Origin of the sequence: Niallia sp. FSL R7-0271 (assembly GCF_038005785.1) — a bacterium.
Classification (GTDB): Bacteria; Bacillota; Bacilli; order Bacillales; family Cytobacillaceae; genus Niallia.
Window position 1 is genome coordinate 173556 of sequence record NZ_JBBOTZ010000002.1, and the last position, 21967, is coordinate 195522.

General features: G+C 36.8%; 24 protein-coding genes. 9 read left to right on the forward strand and 15 right to left on the reverse strand.

Annotated elements, in window-relative coordinates; all coding sequences use genetic code 11:
* Nucleotides 1-106: 106 nt before the first annotated feature.
* Complete coding sequence (locus MKX82_RS20855) at nt 107-685, reverse strand: CBO0543 family protein (protein ID WP_237943313.1); 579 nt, start codon at nt 683-685, stop codon at nt 107-109.
* 212 nt (nt 686-897) lie between these two features.
* Between MKX82_RS20855 and MKX82_RS20860 the strand changes: the two genes are divergently transcribed.
* A complete protein-coding gene (locus MKX82_RS20860; RefSeq protein ID WP_233318212.1) occupies nt 898-1104 on the forward strand; it encodes a hypothetical protein in 207 nt (68 codons plus the stop codon).
* Nucleotides 1105-1320: 216 nt separating this feature from the next.
* On the opposite strand, the gene MKX82_RS20865 is transcribed toward MKX82_RS20860, so the two are convergent.
* The 4 genes from MKX82_RS20865 to MKX82_RS20880 form a co-directional block, all read right to left on the reverse strand.
* Nucleotides 1321-2118, reverse strand: coding sequence for a DUF817 domain-containing protein (locus MKX82_RS20865; protein ID WP_341079839.1), 798 nt, complete (start codon nt 2116-2118; stop codon nt 1321-1323).
* Nucleotides 2119-2145: 27 nt separating this feature from the next.
* Complete coding sequence (locus MKX82_RS20870) at nt 2146-2364, reverse strand: helix-turn-helix domain-containing protein (RefSeq protein WP_233318218.1); 219 nt, start codon at nt 2362-2364, stop codon at nt 2146-2148.
* Between the two features lie 10 nt (nt 2365-2374).
* Nucleotides 2375-2857 (reverse strand): DUF2975 domain-containing protein, encoded by a 483-nt coding sequence (locus MKX82_RS20875; RefSeq protein ID WP_233318220.1) that lies wholly within the window; start codon nt 2855-2857, stop codon nt 2375-2377.
* A gap of 156 nt (nt 2858-3013) precedes the next feature.
* Entirely contained in the window at nt 3014-5239 is a 2226-nt protein-coding gene (locus MKX82_RS20880; protein ID WP_341079843.1) for an RNA degradosome polyphosphate kinase, read from the reverse strand.
* Between the two features lie 252 nt (nt 5240-5491).
* On the opposite strand from MKX82_RS20880, the gene MKX82_RS20885 reads away from it, so the two are divergent.
* The 5 genes from MKX82_RS20885 to MKX82_RS20905 all read left to right on the forward strand — a co-directional run bounded on the left by MKX82_RS20885 (nt 5492) and on the right by MKX82_RS20905 (nt 11178).
* Entirely contained in the window at nt 5492-6412 is a 921-nt protein-coding gene (locus tag MKX82_RS20885) for a Ppx/GppA phosphatase family protein (protein WP_251646498.1), read from the forward strand.
* Nucleotides 6413-6653: 241 nt separating this feature from the next.
* Entirely contained in the window at nt 6654-8033 is a 1380-nt protein-coding gene (locus MKX82_RS20890; protein WP_341079845.1) for a PepSY-associated TM helix domain-containing protein, read from the forward strand.
* A gap of 187 nt (nt 8034-8220) precedes the next feature.
* Nucleotides 8221-9243 carry a FecCD family ABC transporter permease gene (locus MKX82_RS20895; RefSeq protein WP_341079847.1) on the forward strand — a complete coding sequence of 341 codons (1023 nt, stop codon included), beginning with the start codon at nt 8221-8223 and terminating at the stop codon, nt 9241-9243.
* Nucleotides 9244-10254, forward strand: a complete 1011-nt coding sequence (locus MKX82_RS20900; protein ID WP_341079848.1) for a FecCD family ABC transporter permease — start codon at nt 9244-9246, stop codon at nt 10252-10254. It begins immediately after the preceding gene.
* A gap of 21 nt (nt 10255-10275) precedes the next feature.
* Nucleotides 10276-11178, forward strand: a complete 903-nt coding sequence (locus MKX82_RS20905) for an ABC transporter substrate-binding protein (RefSeq protein WP_341079851.1) — start codon at nt 10276-10278, stop codon at nt 11176-11178.
* 53 nt (nt 11179-11231) lie between these two features.
* On the opposite strand, the gene MKX82_RS20910 is transcribed toward MKX82_RS20905, so the two are convergent.
* From MKX82_RS20910 to pdxR, 7 genes are all read right to left on the reverse strand, one after another.
* Nucleotides 11232-12530: a PTS sugar transporter subunit IIC gene (locus tag MKX82_RS20910; protein WP_237943324.1), complete on the reverse strand. Its 1299-nt coding sequence runs from the start codon at nt 12528-12530 to the stop codon at nt 11232-11234.
* Complete coding sequence (locus MKX82_RS20915) at nt 12520-13266, reverse strand: MurR/RpiR family transcriptional regulator (RefSeq protein ID WP_233318234.1); 747 nt, start codon at nt 13264-13266, stop codon at nt 12520-12522. Before MKX82_RS20915 ends, MKX82_RS20910 begins: the two co-directional genes overlap by 11 nt.
* A 37-nt stretch (nt 13267-13303) precedes the next feature.
* Nucleotides 13304-14692 carry a glycoside hydrolase family 1 protein gene (locus MKX82_RS20920; RefSeq protein ID WP_233318235.1) on the reverse strand — a complete coding sequence of 463 codons (1389 nt, stop codon included), beginning with the start codon at nt 14690-14692 and terminating at the stop codon, nt 13304-13306.
* A 288-nt stretch (nt 14693-14980) separates the two neighbouring features.
* Nucleotides 14981-15439 carry a DinB family protein gene (locus MKX82_RS20925; protein ID WP_341079855.1) on the reverse strand — a complete coding sequence of 153 codons (459 nt, stop codon included), beginning with the start codon at nt 15437-15439 and terminating at the stop codon, nt 14981-14983.
* Nucleotides 15440-15577: 138 nt separating this feature from the next.
* Nucleotides 15578-15913: a hypothetical protein gene (locus MKX82_RS20930; RefSeq protein WP_341079857.1), complete on the reverse strand. Its 336-nt coding sequence runs from the start codon at nt 15911-15913 to the stop codon at nt 15578-15580.
* A 22-nt stretch (nt 15914-15935) separates the two neighbouring features.
* Nucleotides 15936-16091, reverse strand: coding sequence for a hypothetical protein (locus tag MKX82_RS20935; protein ID WP_251646492.1), 156 nt, complete (start codon nt 16089-16091; stop codon nt 15936-15938).
* A gap of 51 nt (nt 16092-16142) precedes the next feature.
* A complete protein-coding gene (gene pdxR / locus MKX82_RS20940) occupies nt 16143-17546 on the reverse strand; it encodes a MocR-like pyridoxine biosynthesis transcription factor PdxR (protein WP_341079859.1) in 1404 nt (467 codons plus the stop codon).
* Between the two features lie 108 nt (nt 17547-17654).
* Here pdxR and MKX82_RS20945 point away from each other — a divergent pair, with 108 nt between their 5' ends.
* Nucleotides 17655-18095, forward strand: a complete 441-nt coding sequence (locus tag MKX82_RS20945; protein WP_341079860.1) for a GNAT family N-acetyltransferase — start codon at nt 17655-17657, stop codon at nt 18093-18095.
* A 53-nt stretch (nt 18096-18148) separates the two neighbouring features.
* Here MKX82_RS20945 and MKX82_RS20950 read toward each other — a convergent pair whose 3' ends face one another.
* Entirely contained in the window at nt 18149-18277 is a 129-nt protein-coding gene (locus MKX82_RS20950) for a hypothetical protein (protein ID WP_341079864.1), read from the reverse strand.
* 184 nt (nt 18278-18461) lie between these two features.
* Nucleotides 18462-18995 (reverse strand): hypothetical protein, encoded by a 534-nt coding sequence (locus MKX82_RS20955; protein WP_341079867.1) that lies wholly within the window; start codon nt 18993-18995, stop codon nt 18462-18464.
* A gap of 329 nt (nt 18996-19324) precedes the next feature.
* Here MKX82_RS20955 and MKX82_RS30430 point away from each other — a divergent pair, with 329 nt between their 5' ends.
* Both MKX82_RS30430 and MKX82_RS20960 read left to right on the forward strand, forming a co-directional pair.
* A complete protein-coding gene (locus MKX82_RS30430; RefSeq protein ID WP_396953812.1) occupies nt 19325-19621 on the forward strand; it encodes a TIGR04104 family putative zinc finger protein in 297 nt (98 codons plus the stop codon).
* A gap of 130 nt (nt 19622-19751) precedes the next feature.
* Nucleotides 19752-20228, forward strand: a complete 477-nt coding sequence (locus MKX82_RS20960) for a GNAT family N-acetyltransferase (RefSeq protein ID WP_233318249.1) — start codon at nt 19752-19754, stop codon at nt 20226-20228.
* Nucleotides 20229-20399: 171 nt separating this feature from the next.
* Here the strand turns inward: MKX82_RS20960 and MKX82_RS20965 are convergent, their stop codons facing one another.
* Nucleotides 20400-21785, reverse strand: coding sequence for an amino acid permease (locus MKX82_RS20965; protein WP_251646486.1), 1386 nt, complete (start codon nt 21783-21785; stop codon nt 20400-20402).
* Nucleotides 21786-21967 lie beyond the last annotated feature (182 nt).

Consider the following 21967-nt stretch of genomic DNA (forward strand, 5'->3'; position numbering starts at 1 on the left):
TTCACTTTTCGCCTTTTTGGACTCTCTGGACCAGATTAAAGGGATTTAATTTCAACTAATAGTATCATGCTCTAAAAATCTTGACAATCATTTTTTATGATTTCTATTATTTAAAGACAGTTACTCCCACATATATACCTGCTAAAAATATCGTTGTGATGAATATAAAATGCAGTAAAATCCAAGCCCATGCACCATATCGCAAGGACTCAGCATTCAATGGTTTTCTTTTTTCTGGCGGTACGATCTTTCCGCCTAATAACTCAAATAACAAATAATTTATCCACCAAAGCGTATAACTGTCCCACAAATCCCATTCCGCTTCAAATTTAAAGATAACAGAGTTTTTTAAGATAACTTCCCCAACTAATCCTAAGTGGATAATTCCCCAATAAAAAGGTATTTTCCAAATCCATAGTTTTGGACTATACCTTATTGCAAATAAAGCAATCAATGGAAAAAGTGTGGAAACGAGCAGCACTGGAGTTATCGAATAATCTTCAAGCAAATAGTTAAAAAAAGTATAAAATCCTATATACGTTAAAGAAAAGCATAACAAGTTCCCTGTAACTGCACTAATTAAATAAATAAGACCGTATCGCTTCCAGTCAAATCGGATAATTGCCAAACACCCTGCAGCGGATAATAAAATAACAGCTAACAATATATATTTCTGGAAATTCATTATGAACACCATCACATTCTGACCAAGACTCTTTATATTTATATAGTGTTATTATTTCCGCTTTACTAAGATTTCATAAAGCGATAATGGAATTTTTCCAAATAATGAAATTTAATTCCACAGCCTTCAACTGATGGTAGTTTATGTATAATATAAAAAGAATGCTGATAAAAGAAGACTGCAATCGCTGCAGTCTAATAGGAGGAAGTTCCATGATAAAAAAATATGGGGAACATACAATAAAACAAAGGGAAAATACAGTTGAAATATATACAGACCCACGAATGGTACTGAGAGTTAAAAAGGCTAATAAAGATTCAAGGCAAATTACCATTGAACTTCATAGCAGTCTTAATGGACGATTAAGTTATGACTTACCGCCAGCATTACTAAAAAAAGTACTTTCTGAAATAGAATAAAATAGACTGCACTTAATCTTGATAATTGTCTTCAGCCTATTAGGCAGTAGATATCTCCTGTCCTGTTACAACAGGATGATTAGTTTTTTGATGCAGTGGTTAATGCGCCGAGCCGCTTTTTCTCTGTTCACGCACAGTCTCCCCCCTACCGCTCCAACCAATCTCATAACTTTAGCGACAAGCTGAAGGCAGCAAAATATGCTGCCTTTTCCACTTTTATTCTGTACTCTTCCCTTTAACCTGCTTGAGTGTTGCAACAATTAAAAAGCTTACTATCACTAATAACAGCCATGAGCTTACCTTGCCAAGATGAACAAGGCTCCATGCTTCTCTTTGATTTGGATATTGCCAAGCTCCAAAGAAAGTGGCAATATTTTCGGCTATCCATATAAAAAAACCAATCAGTACAAAGGACAGTGATAGTGGCATGCGGTAACGAATTCCATCCACCACGTAGACTACCCATGATTTCCAAAAAACAATTAAAACTAATCCAGATAACCACCAACGCAGATCGATCCAATAATGATGGGTGAAAAAATTTAAGTAAATCGCAAATGCGAGTGGAACCACTGCCCAAAATGGCGGCCATTTAATAAGCTCCACCTTAAGCCTTCTCCAGGCCTGACACAGAAAACTCGCTACACTTGCATACATAAAGCCGCTGTATAACGGAACTCCAAAAATCTTAGAATATCCTTCTTCAGGATAAGACCACGAGCCCATATGCACCTTAAACAGTTCAAGGGCAAGACCGATAATATGGAATAAGGTTATAACCTTTAGCTCATCCTTTGTTTCCATTCCAGACCGTACCATCATCCACTGCATAAACAGGCAGATTAACAGCAGCCAGTCATACCTTGGCAGAAAGGGAAGCGAAAAATATTGTGTAACTGCCAAGGAGGCAAAGATAACGACTGGAAACAAGCATGACAGAGCCTGCTCCCAACCAAAAAGTAGCAATTGCTTCAACGCTGATCTTTGTCTCCATTTTTCAATTGTTACATTCATGAGCAGCCTCCTGCTAAAAATTATTATCTACTCTGTATCTTCATCACTTTTGTATTCTAAAATGTCTCCAGGCTGACAATCTAATGCCTTACAAATCCCCTCTAACGTTGACAATCGAATCGCTTTCGCTTTTCCATTTTTCAATATAGACAGGTTAGCCATCGTTATTCCAACCTTCTCTGAAAGTTCGGTAACACTCATTTTCCTTTTTGCTAGCATTACATCAATATTTATAATAATCGCCATTTTTTTCACCTCAGACCGTTAGATCATTCTCTGATTTTATCTCGATAGCTTCTTGAAGAAGCCTTTGCAGAACAGCGGCGAAGACCGCAATGATCAAAGAGGCAAATATAATAACTAAGCCAATAATTATTATTCCTGGTGCGTCGTCAGCATCTGCAACGAAATAAAAGAGCGGCAATCCTAGTACAAATAAGCCACTTATTGTAATGGCACAAAATTTAATTACCTTTAAGGATTTCACTGATATTTTTGAGAAGGCTTTGTTTTTATCAATATAAGTTAATAATTTAAATGCCTCGTATAGAGCGATATAAAAAGGAATTGCCGAAACATAAAAAAAGGCGATAACAAGAAATTTTATAAAGGAAATATCCGGCAGCAGCTCTTCAGCAAATCTCCCGATAGCTGGAACCGCAAAGATACATAAAGCAAGAATTGGAAGTCCAATAAAAATTACAGCTATTTTTAAAAACAGCGTTGACACTTTGTTCACCAAAAAACACCTCACTAATTAATGTGTTTTTAATTTACCACAATATTTATCGTTTTACAATAAAATAATATTGTTTTTTATTTTATTATTATTGATAAACAACCATTTCATTTCAATAAAAAGAGCATTCCTCTTAAATAAGGAATGCTCTGTAGATTATCTCTTTAGTAATGGAACAATTTCTTTAAGACGAAAAAAATAGGAGTTTGTTAAACTTGAAAACTTTGTGCGATTCTTCATAGTTTCCAAGTTTGCTGTTTTAATTTTGGTCCTATATTGAATGGCTTCTTCACAAAAGATCCTCTGGCTGTTTATATGCCTTTCTCCATTGGTTCTTGGCACATATTTATACTTGCCATTGCGATCTTGCTCGCGAGCCTTGCAATTGTCTTGAAGCATAAGAAGCAGGCATTCATGGATTCTCTCTTTTAAATGATTCTCTAAAATTGGGAATAGTATCTCTACTCGGTTTTCCATATTGCGCGTCATCCAATCAGCTGATGACAAATATACCTTTTCATTCCCATTTTGATGGAAATAAAAAATTCTCGTATGTTCGAGAAATTCTCCTACGATACTTCGAACCTTAATATTTTCACTGACTCCTTCAATACCGGGACGCAGGCAGCATACTCCTCTTATGATGAGGTCAATTTTTACACCAGCAATCGATGCTTCATACAATTTCTTAATAATTATTTTATCTGTTAAAGAGTTCATTTTTGCAATAATTCTGCCATTTTGATATTCATTATGATAGGCAATTTCTCTGTCAATCAGCTCAATGAACGTATCCCGAATACCATAAGGTGAAACAGATAAATGATGATAAGATGGCTTTTCCATATATCCGCTTAAATAATTAAAGAAATTGATGGCATCAATGCCTATTTTATCATTGCTTGTCAGAAGCCCCATATCAGTATAAATTCTGGCTGTGGCATCATTATAATTTCCTGTTCCCAAATGAACATAACGTTGAATTTTACCTTTTTCCCTGCGGATAACAAGAGTTATCTTGCTGTGGGTTTTTAAATGCGTCATTCCATATATAACATGACAGCCGGCTTGTTCTAATTCCTTAGCCCACTGAACATTGTTTTCCTCATCAAAACGGGCCTTGAGCTCCACTAGGACAGTTACTTGTTTTCCATTTTCCGCTGCTCGTTTAAGACTTTCAATAATCGGCGAATCTCCACTGACACGGTATAAGGTTTGCTTTATTGCCAATACATTCTTATCATCTGCTGCCTGTGACATAAACTCCACAACTGGTTCGAAAGACTCATAAGGATGATGCAGTAAAACATCATGGTCAGCAATCTTTTCAAACATGTCTCCTTCTCCTTCTAAATCAACAGAAGGCTGAGGAATAAAGGTTCTTGCTGTTAAATGTTCATGAGTGGCTGCGACTTTCTTATAAAATGAAAATAAGAACGTCAAGTCTAAAGGAGCTTGGACAACATAAACATCCTTTGAATGTATCTCAAGCACTTTTCTAAGATAATCTATAACCCCTTGATTGCTTTGAGACATTTGGTATTCTAGACGGACAGCAGCTCCCCGTTTTCGTTTTTTCAGCTCTTCTTCAATTTCCAGTAATAAATCTTCTGCTTCGTCCTCATGTATAGTTAAGTCTGCATTTCGGGTAATTCGAAAGGAAGTGACAGATTCCACTTTATAGCCTGTAAACAATTTATAAATAAAACGGGAAATCACTTCTTCCAAAAGGACAAACTTTCTTTGCTTTCCTTTTTGCGTTATTTCAACTAAGCGGTCCATAACAGCCGGAACTTGCACAATCACTAAGTTGCCGTTCAGCTCCTGCTCCTTCCGCTTTTCCAGCGACTTCTCTTCAATTATTACTGCTAGATTTAGAGATTTATTTAACAGCATTGGAAATGGACGATAAGCGTCAATCGCCATTGGCGTCAGAACAGGGTACACTTGTTCATCAAAAAAATCCTCCAGAATATCCAATTCCTGTGGTGCAGCATGATCAATTGTAATGATGCTCACCTGTTCATTGTCTAAAATTCTTGATAAATCTCGATATACTTCATCTTGTTTTTTTACTAGTAAATGGGCTTTTTGAGAAATAGCACATAGCTGTTCTTTTGGGGTAAGTCCCGCCTTATTTTCGGGTTTGTTAAACCCAGCCTTTACTTGATCGATCAGTCCTGCGACACGCACCATGAAAAACTCATCCAGATTTGAACTAAAAATCGATAAAAATTTATATCTTTCCAATAAAGCATTCTGGTCATCCACAGCTTCTTCCAGCACTCGGCTGTTAAAATCCAGCCAGCTCAACTCTCGATTATTGTAATAGGAAGGTTTATCTAAATTAGTGGTGCTCCATTGCTCATGATGAGTTTGCATTTTTACATCCCCTTAACAATTATTGCTAATATTCTATAATTAGAATACCACGAATATTCAGATGAATATCAGGTTACTTTGTAAAATTTTTGTAAATATTTGTAGATATATGCAAGATTTCCAGAATGTAAGATTATTATCGGATTCTTAGGGGTACAATGGATAGGCGTACTTTACAAAAGCTTAATATTTTTTCTTTACATTTTCTTATAAGATATACATATTAACAATTACAAAGGGAGGATTCGATAATTGAAAGATAACTCAATTGCCATCATTGATCTCGGCTCAAATTCCATTCAATTTGCTATCTATCAAATTGAAAACAACTTAGTAAAAACGGAAGAAGCAAAGCGCGTCAAAGTGGCTGCACGTCTCATCAGCTACGTAAATAGTCAAGGTAACATTACAAGAGAAGGAATAGACTTTACCTTGCAAATTTTAAAAGAGTTTAAGAAACATGGCGAGGAAAGTGGAGTGAACCGAATTATTGGTTTTGCGACTGCTGTCATCCGCAATGCAGCCAACAAAGAGGATGTCTTAGCAGAGATTCAACAGGAAACAGGTATACCTTTTTCGATTCTAAGCGGCTATGAAGAGGCGTATTTTGGATTTCTTGGCATCATTCAAGCAACAGATTTGCAAGATGGCATTACCATTGATATTGGCGGCGGAAGCACCGAAATTACCCTGTTCCGAAACCGCCAAATGGTCGAATACCACAGCTTCCCTTTTGGCGCAGTCAACTTAAACGACCAATTCACAAAAGGTGAAAATGTGACAGCACAGCAAACGGAGCGGCTTCAAGCGTATCTTGTCGAACAGCTTCAAACTCTCCCATGGTTGTCCAAAGCAGGACTTCCTGTTATCGGGATTGGCGGAAGTGCTAAAAATTTATCACGCATACATAAAGCTAAATGCAAGAAAAATTCATTAAATATGTCCATACAGGATATTCATCATGTATATGAAGAGTTATCCTCATTAAGTGTAACAGAGCGTGCCAATATTAAGGGACTATCCAAGAAGAGAAAAGATATAATCATACCAGCAGTGCAGATTATCTCTATCTTAATGGAGATGACACAATCTCCTTATTTCCTATACTGTACGCAATCTGTACGTGACGGATTTATTTATAATCTGCTTGAAAAAACTAATAATGCCTCTTAGAAAAAAAACCACCGGACACTAGCCCGGTGGTTTTCTACTATTGTTTGTTCAATGGAAGGTCGAACAAGACATGCTGAAATTAGGAACTATATTCATTATAAACGGAAAAGACTACTGATTGTTTTAAGATTTTGTAAATTCTTGTAAACACTTCTCCATTAACATAGTTTATCAAACTATAAAAATAGCCGATATAAGCAAGAGATTGACCTTAATAACATTTGTATACTAGGAGGAAAAAGTGGAGTCTGAAACATCTGAACAACAATTGGAAGAAACAAACGGAAAACAAACAAAAGCATCTCTCTATAAAACTGTATGGAGATGGCATTTTTATGCCGGCTTAATCTTTGCTCCCTTTTTAATTATATTGGCAGTAACTGGATCTGTTTACTTATTTAAACCTCAAATTGAACAAATACTGTATCAAGACTTAAATGAGGTAACCATTAAAACGGAGAGAATACCTGCTTCTGAACAGCTAAATATTGTAAAAAACCACTATACCGGAGCAGAGGTTACAAGCTATCGGCCTGGAGAAAAAAAAACGCGTTCCAGTGAAGTCAGCATAACTTATCAAAAAGAATCACTGACCATATTTGTTGATCCGTATACAGGTAAGATACTCGGAGAATTAAACAGTAATGATCGAGTTATGGACTTAATCGAAAAAATTCATGGCGAATTGATGGCTGGAACTCTAGGTGACAGAATTGTCGAACTAGCAGCATGCTGGACTATAGTGTTAATAGTAACTGGAATATACTTATGGTTCCCGCAAAAAAAATTAAGAATTGCTGGCACTTTTATACCTCGATTAACTAAAGGACGAAAGACTTTTAGAAGAGATTTACATGCCGTCCCTGCTGTCTGGATTACAGGCGGACTTGTTTTGTTGATTTTGACTGGATTGCCTTGGTCCGGATTTTGGGGAACTAATTTCCAAGCTTTAGTTACCAATACAGGAGAAGGTTATCCTCCCTCTGTGTGGATTGGCGATGCTCCTGCATCAAATATAAAGACAAAGGACATTGCAGAGGTTCCTTGGGCAGCTGAAAATTTAGAAGTACCAGAGTCAAATATGGAAGGCTTTATTCCCGTATTCATTGATGATATAGTAGCCACTGCAAATCGGGAAGGCATGCATCCAAGTTATTCTGTTATTTTCCCAGCTTCTAAGGAAGGTGTCTATACGCTGTCTGCTTTTCCACCGAAAGCAAAAGACGAAGCAACCATTCATATCGACCAATATTCTGGTGCAGTGTTAGCTGATTACCGCTATGATAACTACGGTCTTCTTGGAAAGATAATAGCTGTTGGTATTACTTTGCACAAAGGAACAGAATTAGGTTTCATTAACCAGCTCATTAGTTTACTTATCTGCCTTGGCACTCTTTTTGTAGCCTTCTCCGGTGTCTATATGTGGTGGAAGCGTAAGCCAAACAAAGGCCTTGGAGCTCCAAAGGCACCAAGTATAAAGAATATGAAAATCCTGCTTATCATTCTTATCGTGTTAGGTATTTTATTTCCATTAGTCGGCCTATCACTTATCGTTGTTGGGCTTATTGACTGGTTGTTGATTCAAAGGATAGCTAGTGTGAAAAGGTTATTAAATGCATAGATAATAATTCTGAAAAAAGAGCTGCACAGCTCTTTTTTCTTTTTACCTATGTTCCAATAACAATACTAACTACCTAATTAATAAACTTAAAAAAGATTGATTTACAGAAATATTGTCCATATAATAGGAAAATACAATTGATAATGATTTTCATTATTACTAATTAAGTAAAGGCTGACTTACTATTATGTTCCTAAAAAATAAGATTACTAGGTTTCATCATTTGTGGAGATTAGTTCTTTTCCTTGCCTTTATAGCTGGGCTGCTCGGCACTTTAATAGCAGCCGTGTCATTCGGAGCAAAAGACATTACCTTCCATACGGTTTGGACAACACTCTTCCACTATGATGCTTCGCTGACTGAGCAGCAAATCATTTATGAACTGCGGCTGCCGAGAGTGATTGGAGCTGCAATTGTCGGTGCAGCCTTTGCTGTTGCCGGAGCACTGATGCAGGGTGTAACCCGCAACCCTCTTGCTGATGCAGGATTACTCGGCATCAATGCTGGAGCGATGTTTATTGTAACTCTATGCTTTGCCTTTTTTCCAACAATCTCTTACTCCTTATTGATGGTTTTTTCCTTTATTGGAGCTGCTCTTTGCACACTGTTAATTTTTATGATGGGTGCGTCTGTGCCTGGCGGCTTGACACCGATGCGATTAACCGTATCTGGAGCGGTAATTGCTGCACTATTGCACTCTTTAAGTGCAGGTATCGCCATTTATTACGACTTAAGCCAGGACCTTGCTTTTTGGTACGCTGGCGGAGTCGCTGGTGTTAAATGGGAGCATTTAAGGGTGCTTGTTCCAGTTATTCTGATTACAATTTTCTGGGCAATAAGCATGGGACGCTCTATTTCGCTTATTGCGATAGGAAAAGAAACAGCTGTGAATCTCGGCATTAAGGTGAATCGGATTAAAGTGTTTTCCATCATTGCTGCCGTCATTTTAGCTGGGGTATCCGTTTCTGCTGTAGGTTCCATCGGATTTATCGGACTTGTTATTCCCCATATTGCCCGCAAGCTTGTAGGCACGGATTATAGATTAATCATTCCTATGTCAGGTATTTTAGGGGCTATCCTGTTAATGCTCGCCGATTTAGGGACACGGACTGTAAATCCTCCCCGTGAATTGGCAATTGGGATTTTAGTAGCTGCAGTAGGTGTTCCTTTCTTTCTTTATACAGCACGTAAAGTTGGGAGGGATTTATAGATGAAAACAGATTTGCGCAGCACAAAAACCATTTCAGTTGCTCTAGTGTTAATCATCATAAATATCATTGTCATCATAATCAGTTTAAACACAGGCTCACTGCGAATTGCGCCAACAGAAGTTCTTCAAACTTTGTTTGGATTTGGGGATTACAAAAATACACTAGTACTGTTTGAATACCGCCTTCCTCGTATCATCATTACAATTCTTGCCGGCATCGGCCTTGGTGTTTCTGGAGCTATTCTGCAGGGTGTTTCAAGAAATCCACTTGCAGATCCCGGCATTTTAGGATTACATGCAGGTGCTTCATTCGGTCTTATTTTGTTTGTTACCTATTTTCATTCTTTAAATGATAAAGCGGCATTGCTCATTCCATTATTCACTTTTTTAGGAGGTTTACTGGCAGCTGTTATTATCATTTTGCTTACATATGACCGCTATAAAGGGATCTTGCCAATTCGTCTTATACTTGTCGGGATTGCTATTTCTGCCTGCTTTAATGCGATCACCTTGTTCCTGTCACTCCGTCTTGATGAAGATACATACACTTTCGCTTCAAGATGGCTAGTGGGTAATGTATGGGGAAGAGACTGGATACATGTTATTGCACTTTTACCATGGATAGTGACATTAACCCCTCTCGGTTGGCTGCAAGCACGAAAGCTAGATGCCTTGTCTTTAGGAGACAATACAGCTGTTGGGCTCGGTGTTTCTGTTTTACGCTCCCGTCTGTACATGCTAGCTATTGCTGTTGCTCTTTCAAGTGCCAGTGTTGCTATGGTTGGAGGAATTGGTTTTATCGGCCTTGTCTCGCCACATCTCGCACGCCGGTTAGTAGGGCCAAGACATCAGCATTTCCTCCCAGTCGCAGGGCTGCTTGGAATGGTCATACTCGTCTTGTCAGATACGGTTGGGCGTTCCATTTTTCAACCTAATCCAATTCCAGCTGGAATTGTCGTCGCAGCGATAGGTGGACCTTATTTTCTTTATTTATTAACAAAAACAAAGTAAAACAAGAAAAAGGAGAACAAGATGAAAAAGAAACTAGCTATGTTATTTACAGCAATGCTTTTATTAATTCTCGCAGCATGTGGACAATCAGCTTCAAATGATAGTAGCGAAAAAAAAGAGACCGAGGAACCGAAAATCGCTTCCCTCTCTATCCATTTAACAAATGATTTGCTCGCATTAGGAATAACTCCAGTCGGCTCTGTTGTCGGCGGTGAGTTAAATGATTTCCTTCCACATGTTAAAAATCAATTGAAGGATACAAAAAAGCTTGGTCCAGCAAAAGACCCTGATATGGAAGCTTTAATTGCTTTAGATTCATCTGTCATCTATATCGATGAAGGAATTTCAGGTGAGGATATTTCGAAATATGAAGACATTGCTCCAACAGTAAGCTTTAACCTTGATGAAGGAACATGGCGCGATCATTTAAAGAAAATTGGTAAACTCGTCGATCGAGAACAGGAAGCAGAAGATTTCATCGCAGACTATGAGAGCCTCACAAATGAAGTTAAAACGTTAGCTTCAGATGAACTTGGCGAAAACAGTAAAGTAATGGCTATCCGAGTAACAGCCAAGGAGCTTCGTGTATTTACGACAAAACGCCCACTTGGCCCAATGCTATTCGAAGATTTAGGATTTAAGCCAGCTGCTGGCATCGAAGAATTAGATTCCACACAGCCATATGAAGTTATATCCCAGGAAGTCTTGCCTGACTTTGATGCAGATGCGATTTTTGTAGTAGTAAACAGTGATGATGAAGCACAAACTGGCTTCAAGCAATTAGAAGAATCTGCAATCTATCAAGGTTTAAAAGCGGTTAAAAACAAACATGTCTATGTTGTTTCAGATCAGCCTTGGCTTGATTACTCCGCCCTTGGCAACAAGCTTGCGATGGAGGAAGCGAAAGAGTTGTTTTCAAAATAAACATTAAAAAGGCTCTCCACGGCGAATATCACACTGGAGAGCCTTTTTTGTATTTACTTATACATTTTCAAATCCACAGAACCTCTCGCCTCTTCCATCTCTCTTTCCAAAAGCTGTTTATCCAGCAATTTAAAGAATGGCATATAAATAAGGAATCCGACAAGAAGCAATACAATCTGCAGGACCATTCCACTAACGCCGGAAACTAAGTATCCGCTGATAAATAATGGTGTAGTCCATGGAATGATAACACCGCTTGTTGCAGATACAAGGCCTGTGCTCATGGCAGTAAATGAAATGACAGCAGAGATTGGAGTCATTATCAGCCAAGGAATAAACATTATTGGGTTTAACACGATCGACAATCCGAAGATGATCGGTTCATTGATATTAAAGATACTAGCAGGCAATGCAAGCAATCCGAGTGTCTTTAAATGCTTTGATTTCGAGAACAATGTCATGCAAAGTGCCAATGCAATCGTAGAACCAGAACCTCCCATTTGCAGATAGATTTCCTTGAACTGCTTTGTAATGATATGAGGCAAATCTTGCCCCTGCTGGAAAGCATTTAAGTTCTCTGCAGATAAGCCGAGCCAAATCGGGTCCATAATAGCGTTTACAATTGCATTGCCATGAAGACCGAAGAACCAAAGAAGCTGACCGATTATCTCAGCTATAATAATGGAAATTAGACTATCACCTAAACCTAACAATGGCATCTGTACAATATGGTAAATAAATTGGTGGATATCCTTATATGGCGTAAAGCTAAAGCCAATTTGAACAGCAAGAACGATTGCTGCAATCAATCCAACAGGAATTAATGAGGAGAATGACCTGATTACTCCAGGCGGCACTCCTTCCGGCATTTTTGGTCCGATACCAAATTCATAAAATTTCTTATATAATCTAGTCGACACTAGCGCAATTAGAATCGACACGAACATCCCTTTCGTTCCAAGCCACTCTAATCCAAAGCTTCCGTCTGTCACAGTTGTTAAAATAATAAATGACATAACAGAGGACATGATTGGGAAAATAGGTTCCATATCCAGCTGTTTTGCATATTGATAAGCAACATTTATAAGTGTAAAAAGGCCAATAATACCAAATGTAGCATCCGTTACTTTCGTTAATGTGGACTGAAACTTTTCGCCGAAAATGCCAATCATCCATTCACTGTATCCTGGAATAGGCAAATAGGCAACCAAGAGAAATAAGGAGCCGATAATTAAAAATGGCATGATTGTGATCATCGAATCCTTTATTGCATTTAAAGGCTTATTGCTGCTTATTCTCGTTGCTAATGGTACTAGTTTACTTTCTAGTTTAGATAGTAAATTATTCATCATAATCCCCCCTCGGTAAGTTTCTCTCCTGCAATGATGACCATAGTCTTTCAACCAGCTCGTGAATAAGAATCATTAATGGCAGCTGGTTTTCTCTATCTACCGTTTTAGATGCAGACTTAATATCAAGATTATGGAATAAACCATAATCAGCAATTCTTGCTAGCGAAGAATTCTTTTTCGTAATCGCAAAGATTGGAACCTTATTAGTGACCTTTAGCAAATGCTGTGTCAGCAGATGATTTTCACCTGTATTGCTTATGGCAATAATGATTGATCTATTAGGAATCGTTTCCGAAACTTGTTTAAATTCATATTCATCTTCCACAATTCTTGTAAAGTAGCCTAAATTAGTCAGCTGCCTCGACAGAAAACTTGCAGCAATTGTACTTGCTTGTGTTGCATACAATATCACTATTTTCGTCTGTTCAAAGATATCAATGTTTCCAGGTGTGAAATCATTGTCAAACTCTTTTAAAAGCTGTTCAACCATCTGCAAGGTAGGATTCAGCTCCTTCATTTTTTCTTGTTTACTCTTAATTAAAAAATGCTTATATTCTACGATTCCAGTAAAACCTAGTTTTTTGCACACCCTAAAAATAGTCGGTTTACTGACAAACATCTCTTTAGCTAACGTATCTGCCGAAAGCTTAATCACCTTGTCAGGATTCTTAAGCATAAATTCATAGGCTTGCTTTTCAATTTCACTAAACTCTGCTAAGTTCACTCTGATAGACAAAGTTAATCATTCCTTTAAGAAGGTCTTTTAAATTTTTTTAAGAGAAATCATTATTTTTAATTGCCTCTTTCATCCAGTAACCAGACTTTTTAATCGTTCTTTCCGTATTTTCCAAATTTAAGGACACAAGGCCATATCGGTTTTTATAAGCATTCGTCCAAGACCAGTTATCAACAAAAGTCCATAAATGATAACCGAAGCAATTAGAGCCTTCGTCGATGGCTTTTGCCAGCCAGCCTAAGTGCTCCTTAATAAAGTCAATTCGGTAATTATCTTCAATGAAGCCATCATCATTTTTAAATCTTTCTTCTCCTTGCACACCCATGCCGTTTTCAGAAACATACCACTTGATATTGCCATACTCATTTTTTACACGCATAGCAATATCGTATAAGGCTTTCGGATATATTTCCCAGCCTCTGTATTCATTCATTCTTCTGTTTGGCATTTCATATGGCTCATAATACCATTCTGGCGTGAAAGGTGAAAATGGGTTCGGCAAACCATCCCTTGCTTTTACGCGCATAGGCTGATAATAATTAATGCCGATAAAATCTACTGTATTTTCCTTTATTGCAACTAAGTCTTCTAAATGATGATGAAACATACAGTCATGTTTCTTTAAGATGTTCAAATAATCAGGATGATACTCTCCTCTTACACATGGATCCATAAAAATTAAGTTAATAAATAAATCGGCCACCCGGCCCGCTTCCACGTCAGCAGGATTTTCACTGCGAGGTATTGGCGGCAGCAGATCAACAACAATCCCAATCTCACCACTATAACCGCCTTCACGGTATGCGCTTACAATTAACGAGTGGGCTAGCAAAATATGATAGTTAGCCTGAACATATGATTGCATGCTCATTTCATTTGGGTAAATAAGATTATGCCAATATGCTCCCTTTGTATAAGCTACAGGCTCATTAAAAGAAATCCAATACTTCACTCGATCACCAAACAGTGCAAATGCAGCTTCTGCGAACTTCACATAAAGATCGACAACATGTCTGCTTTTAAAGCCACCGTATTTCTGTTCAAGCTCATAAGGCATATCAAAATGGAACAGGTTCATCATCGGCTCAATCCCATTTGCAATCATTTCGTCGATATAATGGTTATAAAATTGAACAGCCTCCTGATCAACTTCACCTGTTTCGAAGTCCTTTATCAATCTCGACCATTGGATTGACGTTCGGAAGGAATTCAAGCTCAGCTCCTTCATTATGCTCACATCTTCCGCATATTGTTCATACACATTGGAAGTCGTTTCTGGTCCAATCTTTTCATAAAATCTTTCGGAATCTTTTTTATACCAATAATCCCATATAGAATCATTTGTCTTTTGTTTATATCCTTCACTTTGAGGCCCGCTTGAAGCAGTTCCCCATAAGAAATCTTTCGGAAATTGTATTTTTGTCATGTTGTTGCACCTCCTATCAACACTATATTTTTCTGAAGGGACTTTGTAAATGTTTATAGAGCTGACTGTACTATCGTATTCTTTTTTGTACTCTCCTTAAATAAGGCTCTAATCTTTTTCAAGTAAAGGAAGGTAATGAGGGTTTGTTAGCAGGTGATTTTGCAAAGATTGAAAGAGAGGTGTTAAGTACATCCATTCACAAAGAAAAAAGTTGCCTGTCTTGTATATAGGCAACTGGTTTATTTATGGTTTTTACGTCCAATAACTTTAGACAGGGAAATATAATTATTATAAACACTTTTTAATGTCGTTTATCGCTTGCAAATGAATACCTTCATGAAAGATGGTTCTAATTAACACTTGTTCTATTGTTCGCATTCCCATCTCAGTAGGGGGATATACTTCTTCTAATCGGCTTCCATAGTTCTCCAGCAATTTAACAGGTTGTTCTTTCAGCAATTTTTTCAGTTCTAGATAAGAAGGCGTTTCAGCTGAGAAATGAACCGGTGTTGTTCCATAACCAAACCAATTGCGAAAAACATCAGGAACATCTGTTTTTTCCTTTGTTAGGGTCTCAATCCATAAGTATTGATCCAAGTAAATATGCCCCATATTCCATCTAATATTATTATTAAAATTATGTGGTACTATCTCAGCTGCCTCTGCACTTACACCATTTAAACTATCTAAAACATCTTCTCGGTACGTTTCTAACTGTTTAAAAAGAATCATATGGCGTTCCTCCATTTTTTCTCTCCTTTCTAATAAAGATATATTTATTATTCGGCACCTTTTATTTTTTCCCTTGTTGAATTTTTGGTAACAGCATAACTTCAGCTAACTGCCAAAAGAGCATTAATCTCCCTGGATTAATGCTCCCATTAGTTACATATCTTCATACTTTATGTTTTGAACTTCCCCATTTTCCACTTTAGCCCATTGTTCAATCTTATTTTCTTTATTCAAGTAAAGCATGTATTCCAGATTACTTTCATCGTCCACTGGTTTTACTAAATACGTTCTCGTAGCTGCCCAAAATGCTTCATGTGATTGTCTATCTACCACTGTAATCTCAAAACCCAATTTCGACTCTATTTGTTGGACTTCCTTGTATCTGTCCACAGACTGCCATATGAATAATCCTACTACCACTAGAAGGACTATTCCTATGGCAATAAATAACTTAATGCGCTTTGAATTATCTCTCCTGATTTCCGCCATTACAATCCTCCATATGTAATCATTAAAATCTTTCACTGACTCTTTTTAGTAAACCTTGGTTTACGAATGCTGCAAGCAATAAAAAGAACATGGATAGTAAAATACCAGAGGCCCCTTTATTCAGAGAAGCACATAAAGGAAACGTAATCGCTGCAAGCATGAACATTAATTTCATCATTTTTATCACCTTCATTTTACATACGTTTAATCGCTTAAAAGAGTTCCAAAACTAATCAATCTGCCAAGCCTTTTTTAATAATTGGATGCCAATATCTATCTGTTTTTCCGATAGACCTCCGAAACCTAATAGAACACTAGAATTAACATTACTTCCATTTTCATAGTAAACAGATAAAGGATATACTTTCACACCTTCTTGTAATGCTGTATCTATTAATTCCTTCTCGGTCCAGTTATTATTTACCTGTAGAATAAGATGTAGACCTGAGTTTTCTCCTATAACTCGCACCTGATTATGAAGATGTTTTTTTATGGTTTGCATGAAGAACGAATGTTTTTTTCGATACAGTGTTCTCATCTTATTTAAATGGCTTTGCCAATAACCTTCTTTCATAAATCGATATAAGGTATCTTGATGAAGGCGAGATACCGTTTGTTTATACAGCAATAAATTTTCTTTATATCTTTCTATTAAGATTGGAGGAAGAACCATATAACTAATTCGAATGGAAGGTATTAAAGATTTAGAGAAAGTCCCCATATAGACTACCTTTCCCAGTATATCAAGTCCTTGTAAAGAAGGAATCGGCTTTCCTTCATAACGATATTCACCATCATAATCATCTTCAATAACATAACCATGAATAGATTCGGCCCATTCTAACAATTCCAGCCTGCGTTTTATAGGCATAATTATCCCAACTGGGAACTGGTGCGAGGGTGTTACATAAACTACATTTGCTCCACTATGTTTTAATTGTTCTATGTTAATACCGTCTGTATCTAGAGGAATTGAGGTAGTTGCTCTTCCCAAATCTTGCAGGACTTTTCTCGTACGATGAAATCCAGGATTTTCTAGTGCATATACCATATTGTCTCCAATTAGTATGGAAAGTAATGTCATAAGCACCTGTGTACCAGCTCCAATTACAATTTGCTCGGGAGTACATTTAACACCCCTAGACATATATGTGTATTTTGCTATTTCTTCTCTTAATTGTAATTCTCCTTGAGGGTTACCCATATTAAACAGTTCACCTTGATCTTCATATAAAGATTGAACAGTAGTTTTTTTCCACAAGGAATAAGGGAAATTTTCCACATCAACTTTTCCTGAATTAAAATCAATCTCAACATTTACACTTTTTTCACACCTAGTTAACGGACGCTTCTCGGCTTCAAATAATTTATGAGTCAGTTCGTCTTCTAAGACTTTTATATATAATCCTTTTCGAAGTATACTTTCCACAAACCCTTCTGCAATTAATTGCTCATATGCGGTCTGTATTGTATTGATGCTTAGCCCTAAATGCTCAGCTAATTTTCTTTTAGATGGAAGTTTCTCACCTGGTTTTATCCTTCCAGAACTTATCTCCTCTTTTATATAGTTGGATAATTGAATGTAGAGTGGTGATTTATTTTCGCTTTCTAATAATGGTGTAATTTCAATCATTACTCTTCTCCTCCACACTAACTGGTTCCATTAACTTTCTTGAATCTGATACTTTTGATTATATCAAGATATGTTTTAATATTAGTAAAAATTAAAGGAGAATGAACAATGCCGCAACAATCTTTTGAAATAAGAGAATTAGATAAGGAACACGAATGGTTAGAAGCCTTTTCCGTAATGAAACAATTAAGAACTCACTTAGATGAGAAAAGTTACCTTGAATTAGTAAAGGCGGGAGCGAAAAAAGATAATTATAGAATGGCTGCACTATTTATTAATAAGAATATAATTGCTGTTGCAGGCTTTATGCCTATGATAACTCTTTATAATGGCAGGTTTACTTGGGTTTGTGATTTAATAACGGATAACAACTACCGTTCTAAAGGATATGGAGAAGCCCTTCTAGAGTATATACAAAATTGGTCAAAGAATAATGGTTACAATATTGTCTCACTTTCGTCCGGATTAAAACGCATAGATGCACACCGCTTCTATGAGAAAAAAATGAAGTATAATAAGGTTAGTTATGTATTCTTGAAAGAAGTTTAACAATAATAAATAGGAATAGACTTCTTAATTGAAGTCTTTCTCCTATTTATTACCTAATCACTAAATTCTTTTATTAATATTTCTATTTCCTTAACATCATAAAAGTCTCCATCACTGATGAATTTTTCTATTTCTACAGTACCATCCTCCATAAACTCAACTTCCCAACGTTGACCTGGCACGGCAATTTCAACTAAAACAGCATCATTCCTAATTTTATCCAGTTTTTAAAATATATCATTTTGTTCTAATCTATTAAGGAAACGAATGAATTCCTTAAGCTCCATGAAATCTTCCTCCTTAGGCATAGATTCTCCTTTTTAGAATACTCCCCATGATACTTACAAGTTTATTACCTTACACATATTATTGATTTTTTAATTCCTCGTAGTTTATTTCTTCCATAAACTCTTCACTTCCGTCTTCTTTAACCATCTTAACTTTTACATCCTTAATAGAACTGATTGCATACCAAAACCTTTTATCCTCTTCCACTTGAATGATCTTTGCAGATTGATTGCCTGCATATACTTCAGTGATTGAATTATCACTTATTGCACCAGAATATATATAAGGTGGTTGGTTCATGGAAGACCATTTTACTGGGCTATTCCATTTTGCTCCTCTTGTTCTCTTCCATTCCCATTGCTGTTCTTCCTTCTCTAGATAAGCTATATATATTTGATCTCCTTGATGGTTATTATGCTCTTCGAACACTACAATTCCATCATTTTCGTGAACAGCATTTAACTCTGTATGAACCAGTGAATAGGAAAAATTTTTTTCATCTTTATGCATTTGTTTCATTTTTTGATGAAAGTATTCCTCAAGTGTTTGTTCAATTGAGCACCCAACTAAAGTAACGATGCATAATAATACTCCAGTACATATATTTCTCATCAAGTTGATCCCCCATAATTACTGTCTTTTTGTCATTTTCATAATTAAACACCATAACCTTCAATATAATACAAATTTATCCATTTTATATTCTATATTCTTTGGAATTCTCCTTCATCACAAACTTCCCATATTTATACTTAAAAAAAGTAAAAAAAGCATTATTCCTTAAGGAACAATGCTTTCTTAAAATCCTTGTCTACCAGCCTCAGTAAAAGGATTATCATTTGTACTAACTGCCTGATGTATTGTATCGTAAATTCTATTACAATGAAACCTTCTAACTATTAAAACGTAAATAACACAACAACAATTCGGAGGTAATATATATGCAAAAATGCAGCCATTGCAAGCGCGAATTTAACTGGATTGCTCTATACAACTCCTTTCTATTTAACTATAAGCCTATTACTTGTACATACTGTGAAACCTCTCATAATGTCCGGTTTTTTTCTCGGCTTATAGCTGTAGCTATTTCCGTTGTTCCATTCTTTCTAATTTATTGGTTACTATTAGAATTTCTACACTTTAATTTTGGTTTATCCTTATTATTAGCACTCATCTCTTCTGTTTCCATTTCATTCTCCTATCCTTTTCTTGCTAAATATAAATCCTCCACATCTTGAGGATTTATATTTTTAAAAGTCATTTCCCTTTTGGTTAAATCTATCTGTCACATAAAAAACTAAAAATATTTGTATTTTCAAAAAAATAAGGTAACATTTACTTATCCATACTAATAAAGGGGATTTTAAAATGATTGTTAGAGAGATAGAACAACAAGATAATGAGATAGTAGCATCCATCATCCGTCATTCACTTGAATCTGTCGGTTTGAATATAAAAGGCACTGCTTATTTTGACCCTTCCTTAGACAAACTGTCAGAGTATTACAATTCGCTAGAATCAGCTGCTTATTGGGTTGCAGTGCTTGATGGTGAAGTGGTCGGTGGCATCGGTATCGCTCCCTTTGATGAGGAAAGAGGCATTTGCGAGTTACAGAAGCTGTATTTAAGCCCTAAAGCTCAAGGGAAGGGCTATGCTAACCTTTTGATGGAAACGGCCTTAGACTTTGCTGCAAAGCATTATATAGCGTGCTACTTGGAAACTCGTCAGCAATTAAAGGCTGCATGTGCTCTCTATGAAAAGTTTGGGTTTGAACTGCTTTCTGCACCTTTAGCCGGGTCTGAGCATTCTGCTATGGATGCCTGGTACATAAAGAAGTTTACATAAGCATCATAATCACGGCAGCTGCAACTAGTGCAGCTGTCTTTTACTTTGTTTTTATTCCGAAGAAATCCGAATCAATATCTTCTATTACAAACTCCTAGCATCCTTATTCCCTATAGGTAGTCTTTTGTCCTTGTTAAGTACAAAAAAAGCAGCCAATGGCTGCTTTCGATATTAATTATTCAATTTACTGTTTTTTCTCGAGTATAGGAAATATATGCTCGTTCCAATTGCCAGCCAAATTACAAAGGAAATCCAAGTGATTCCTGGCAGGCTGACTGCCAGTCCTATGCAAAGAAGTGCGCTGATGATTGGCAATACTGGTACGAAAGGTACACGGAAGGAACCTTTTAATTCTGGGAATTTCTTGCGCAATACGATGATTGCAATAGAGATCAGCGTAAATGCTGCCAATGTCCCCATGTTTACTAGATGAGCCAATGTAGACAAATCAACAAAACCAGCGATACATGCTGCAACAATACCTGTCAGCCATGTATTTTTAAATGGTGTTTTTGTTTTACTGTTTACAGACGAAAGCATCTTCGGCAGAAGACCATCACGGCTCATTGCATAGCTTAGACGTACTTGTGCATAAACCAAGGCAAGAATAACAGTAGTAATCCCCATTACTGCCCCGATAGAAATAATCCCTGCAACTGCATTTTGACCAACTGATTCTAACGCAAGAGAAACTGGTGCTCCAACATTCAGCTGTGTGAAAGGAATCATTCCTGTTAAAACAGTGGAAACAGCAATGTATAATGCCGTACAAATAGCTAGAGACCCAATTATACCAATAGGCATTGTTCTGCCTGGGTTTTTTACTTCTTCTGAAGCAGTTGCAATAACATCAAATCCAATATAAGCAAAGAATACAGTAGCTGCACCTGTAATGACCCCATCGAATCCAAATGGCATGAATGGTGTCCAGTTATCCGGCTTCACATACCAAACACCAACAATAATGAACAACAAGATTACGCCAAGTTTAACGAAAACCATGATATTGTTGAATTTAATACTTTCTTTTACACCTTTAGAAACCAAAGCAGTAATACCTAAGATAATAAGCATTGCCGGTAAATCGACAATTCCACCTTTATCTAATCCAGGAGCAGATGAAATACTTGCTGGAAGCACAATATTAAACCCTGCAATTAAAGATTGGAAGTATGCAGACCACCCTGTTGCCACTGCGGCGATTGCTAGAACATATTCCAACATTAAATCCCAGCCGATTAAAAAGGCAAAAAACTCACCTAATGTTGCATATGTGTAAGTATATACACTTCCTGACAGCGGCACTGCAGAAGAAAATTCAGCATAACAAAACGCAGCAAGTGCACAAGCTATTCCAGCAAGAACAAAGGAAAGAAGAATTGCCGGACCTGCACTTTCTGCAGCAACAACACCTGTTATTACAAAAATACCTGTACCAATAACACAGCCGACTCCCAAGAAGATGAGATCCATAACTCCCATCGTCCGATTCAGCATTTTATTTTGAGATTGTGAAATCATAGTATTAACTGATTTCCTGCGAAAAAGTTGACTCAAAGCTGTAATCCTCCCAAATTGAATATTAAATAATGTTAAAATTTTCAAACAATTATATCTAAAAATGGATATAGTCTATTATTTGTTTAAAATTTCACTTCGCTGATTATAAAAGCTAAAAACGCCTACTGTCAATGGCAGATTTTTTGCAATTTTTAAATGTATCTAAATAATGTTTTAAC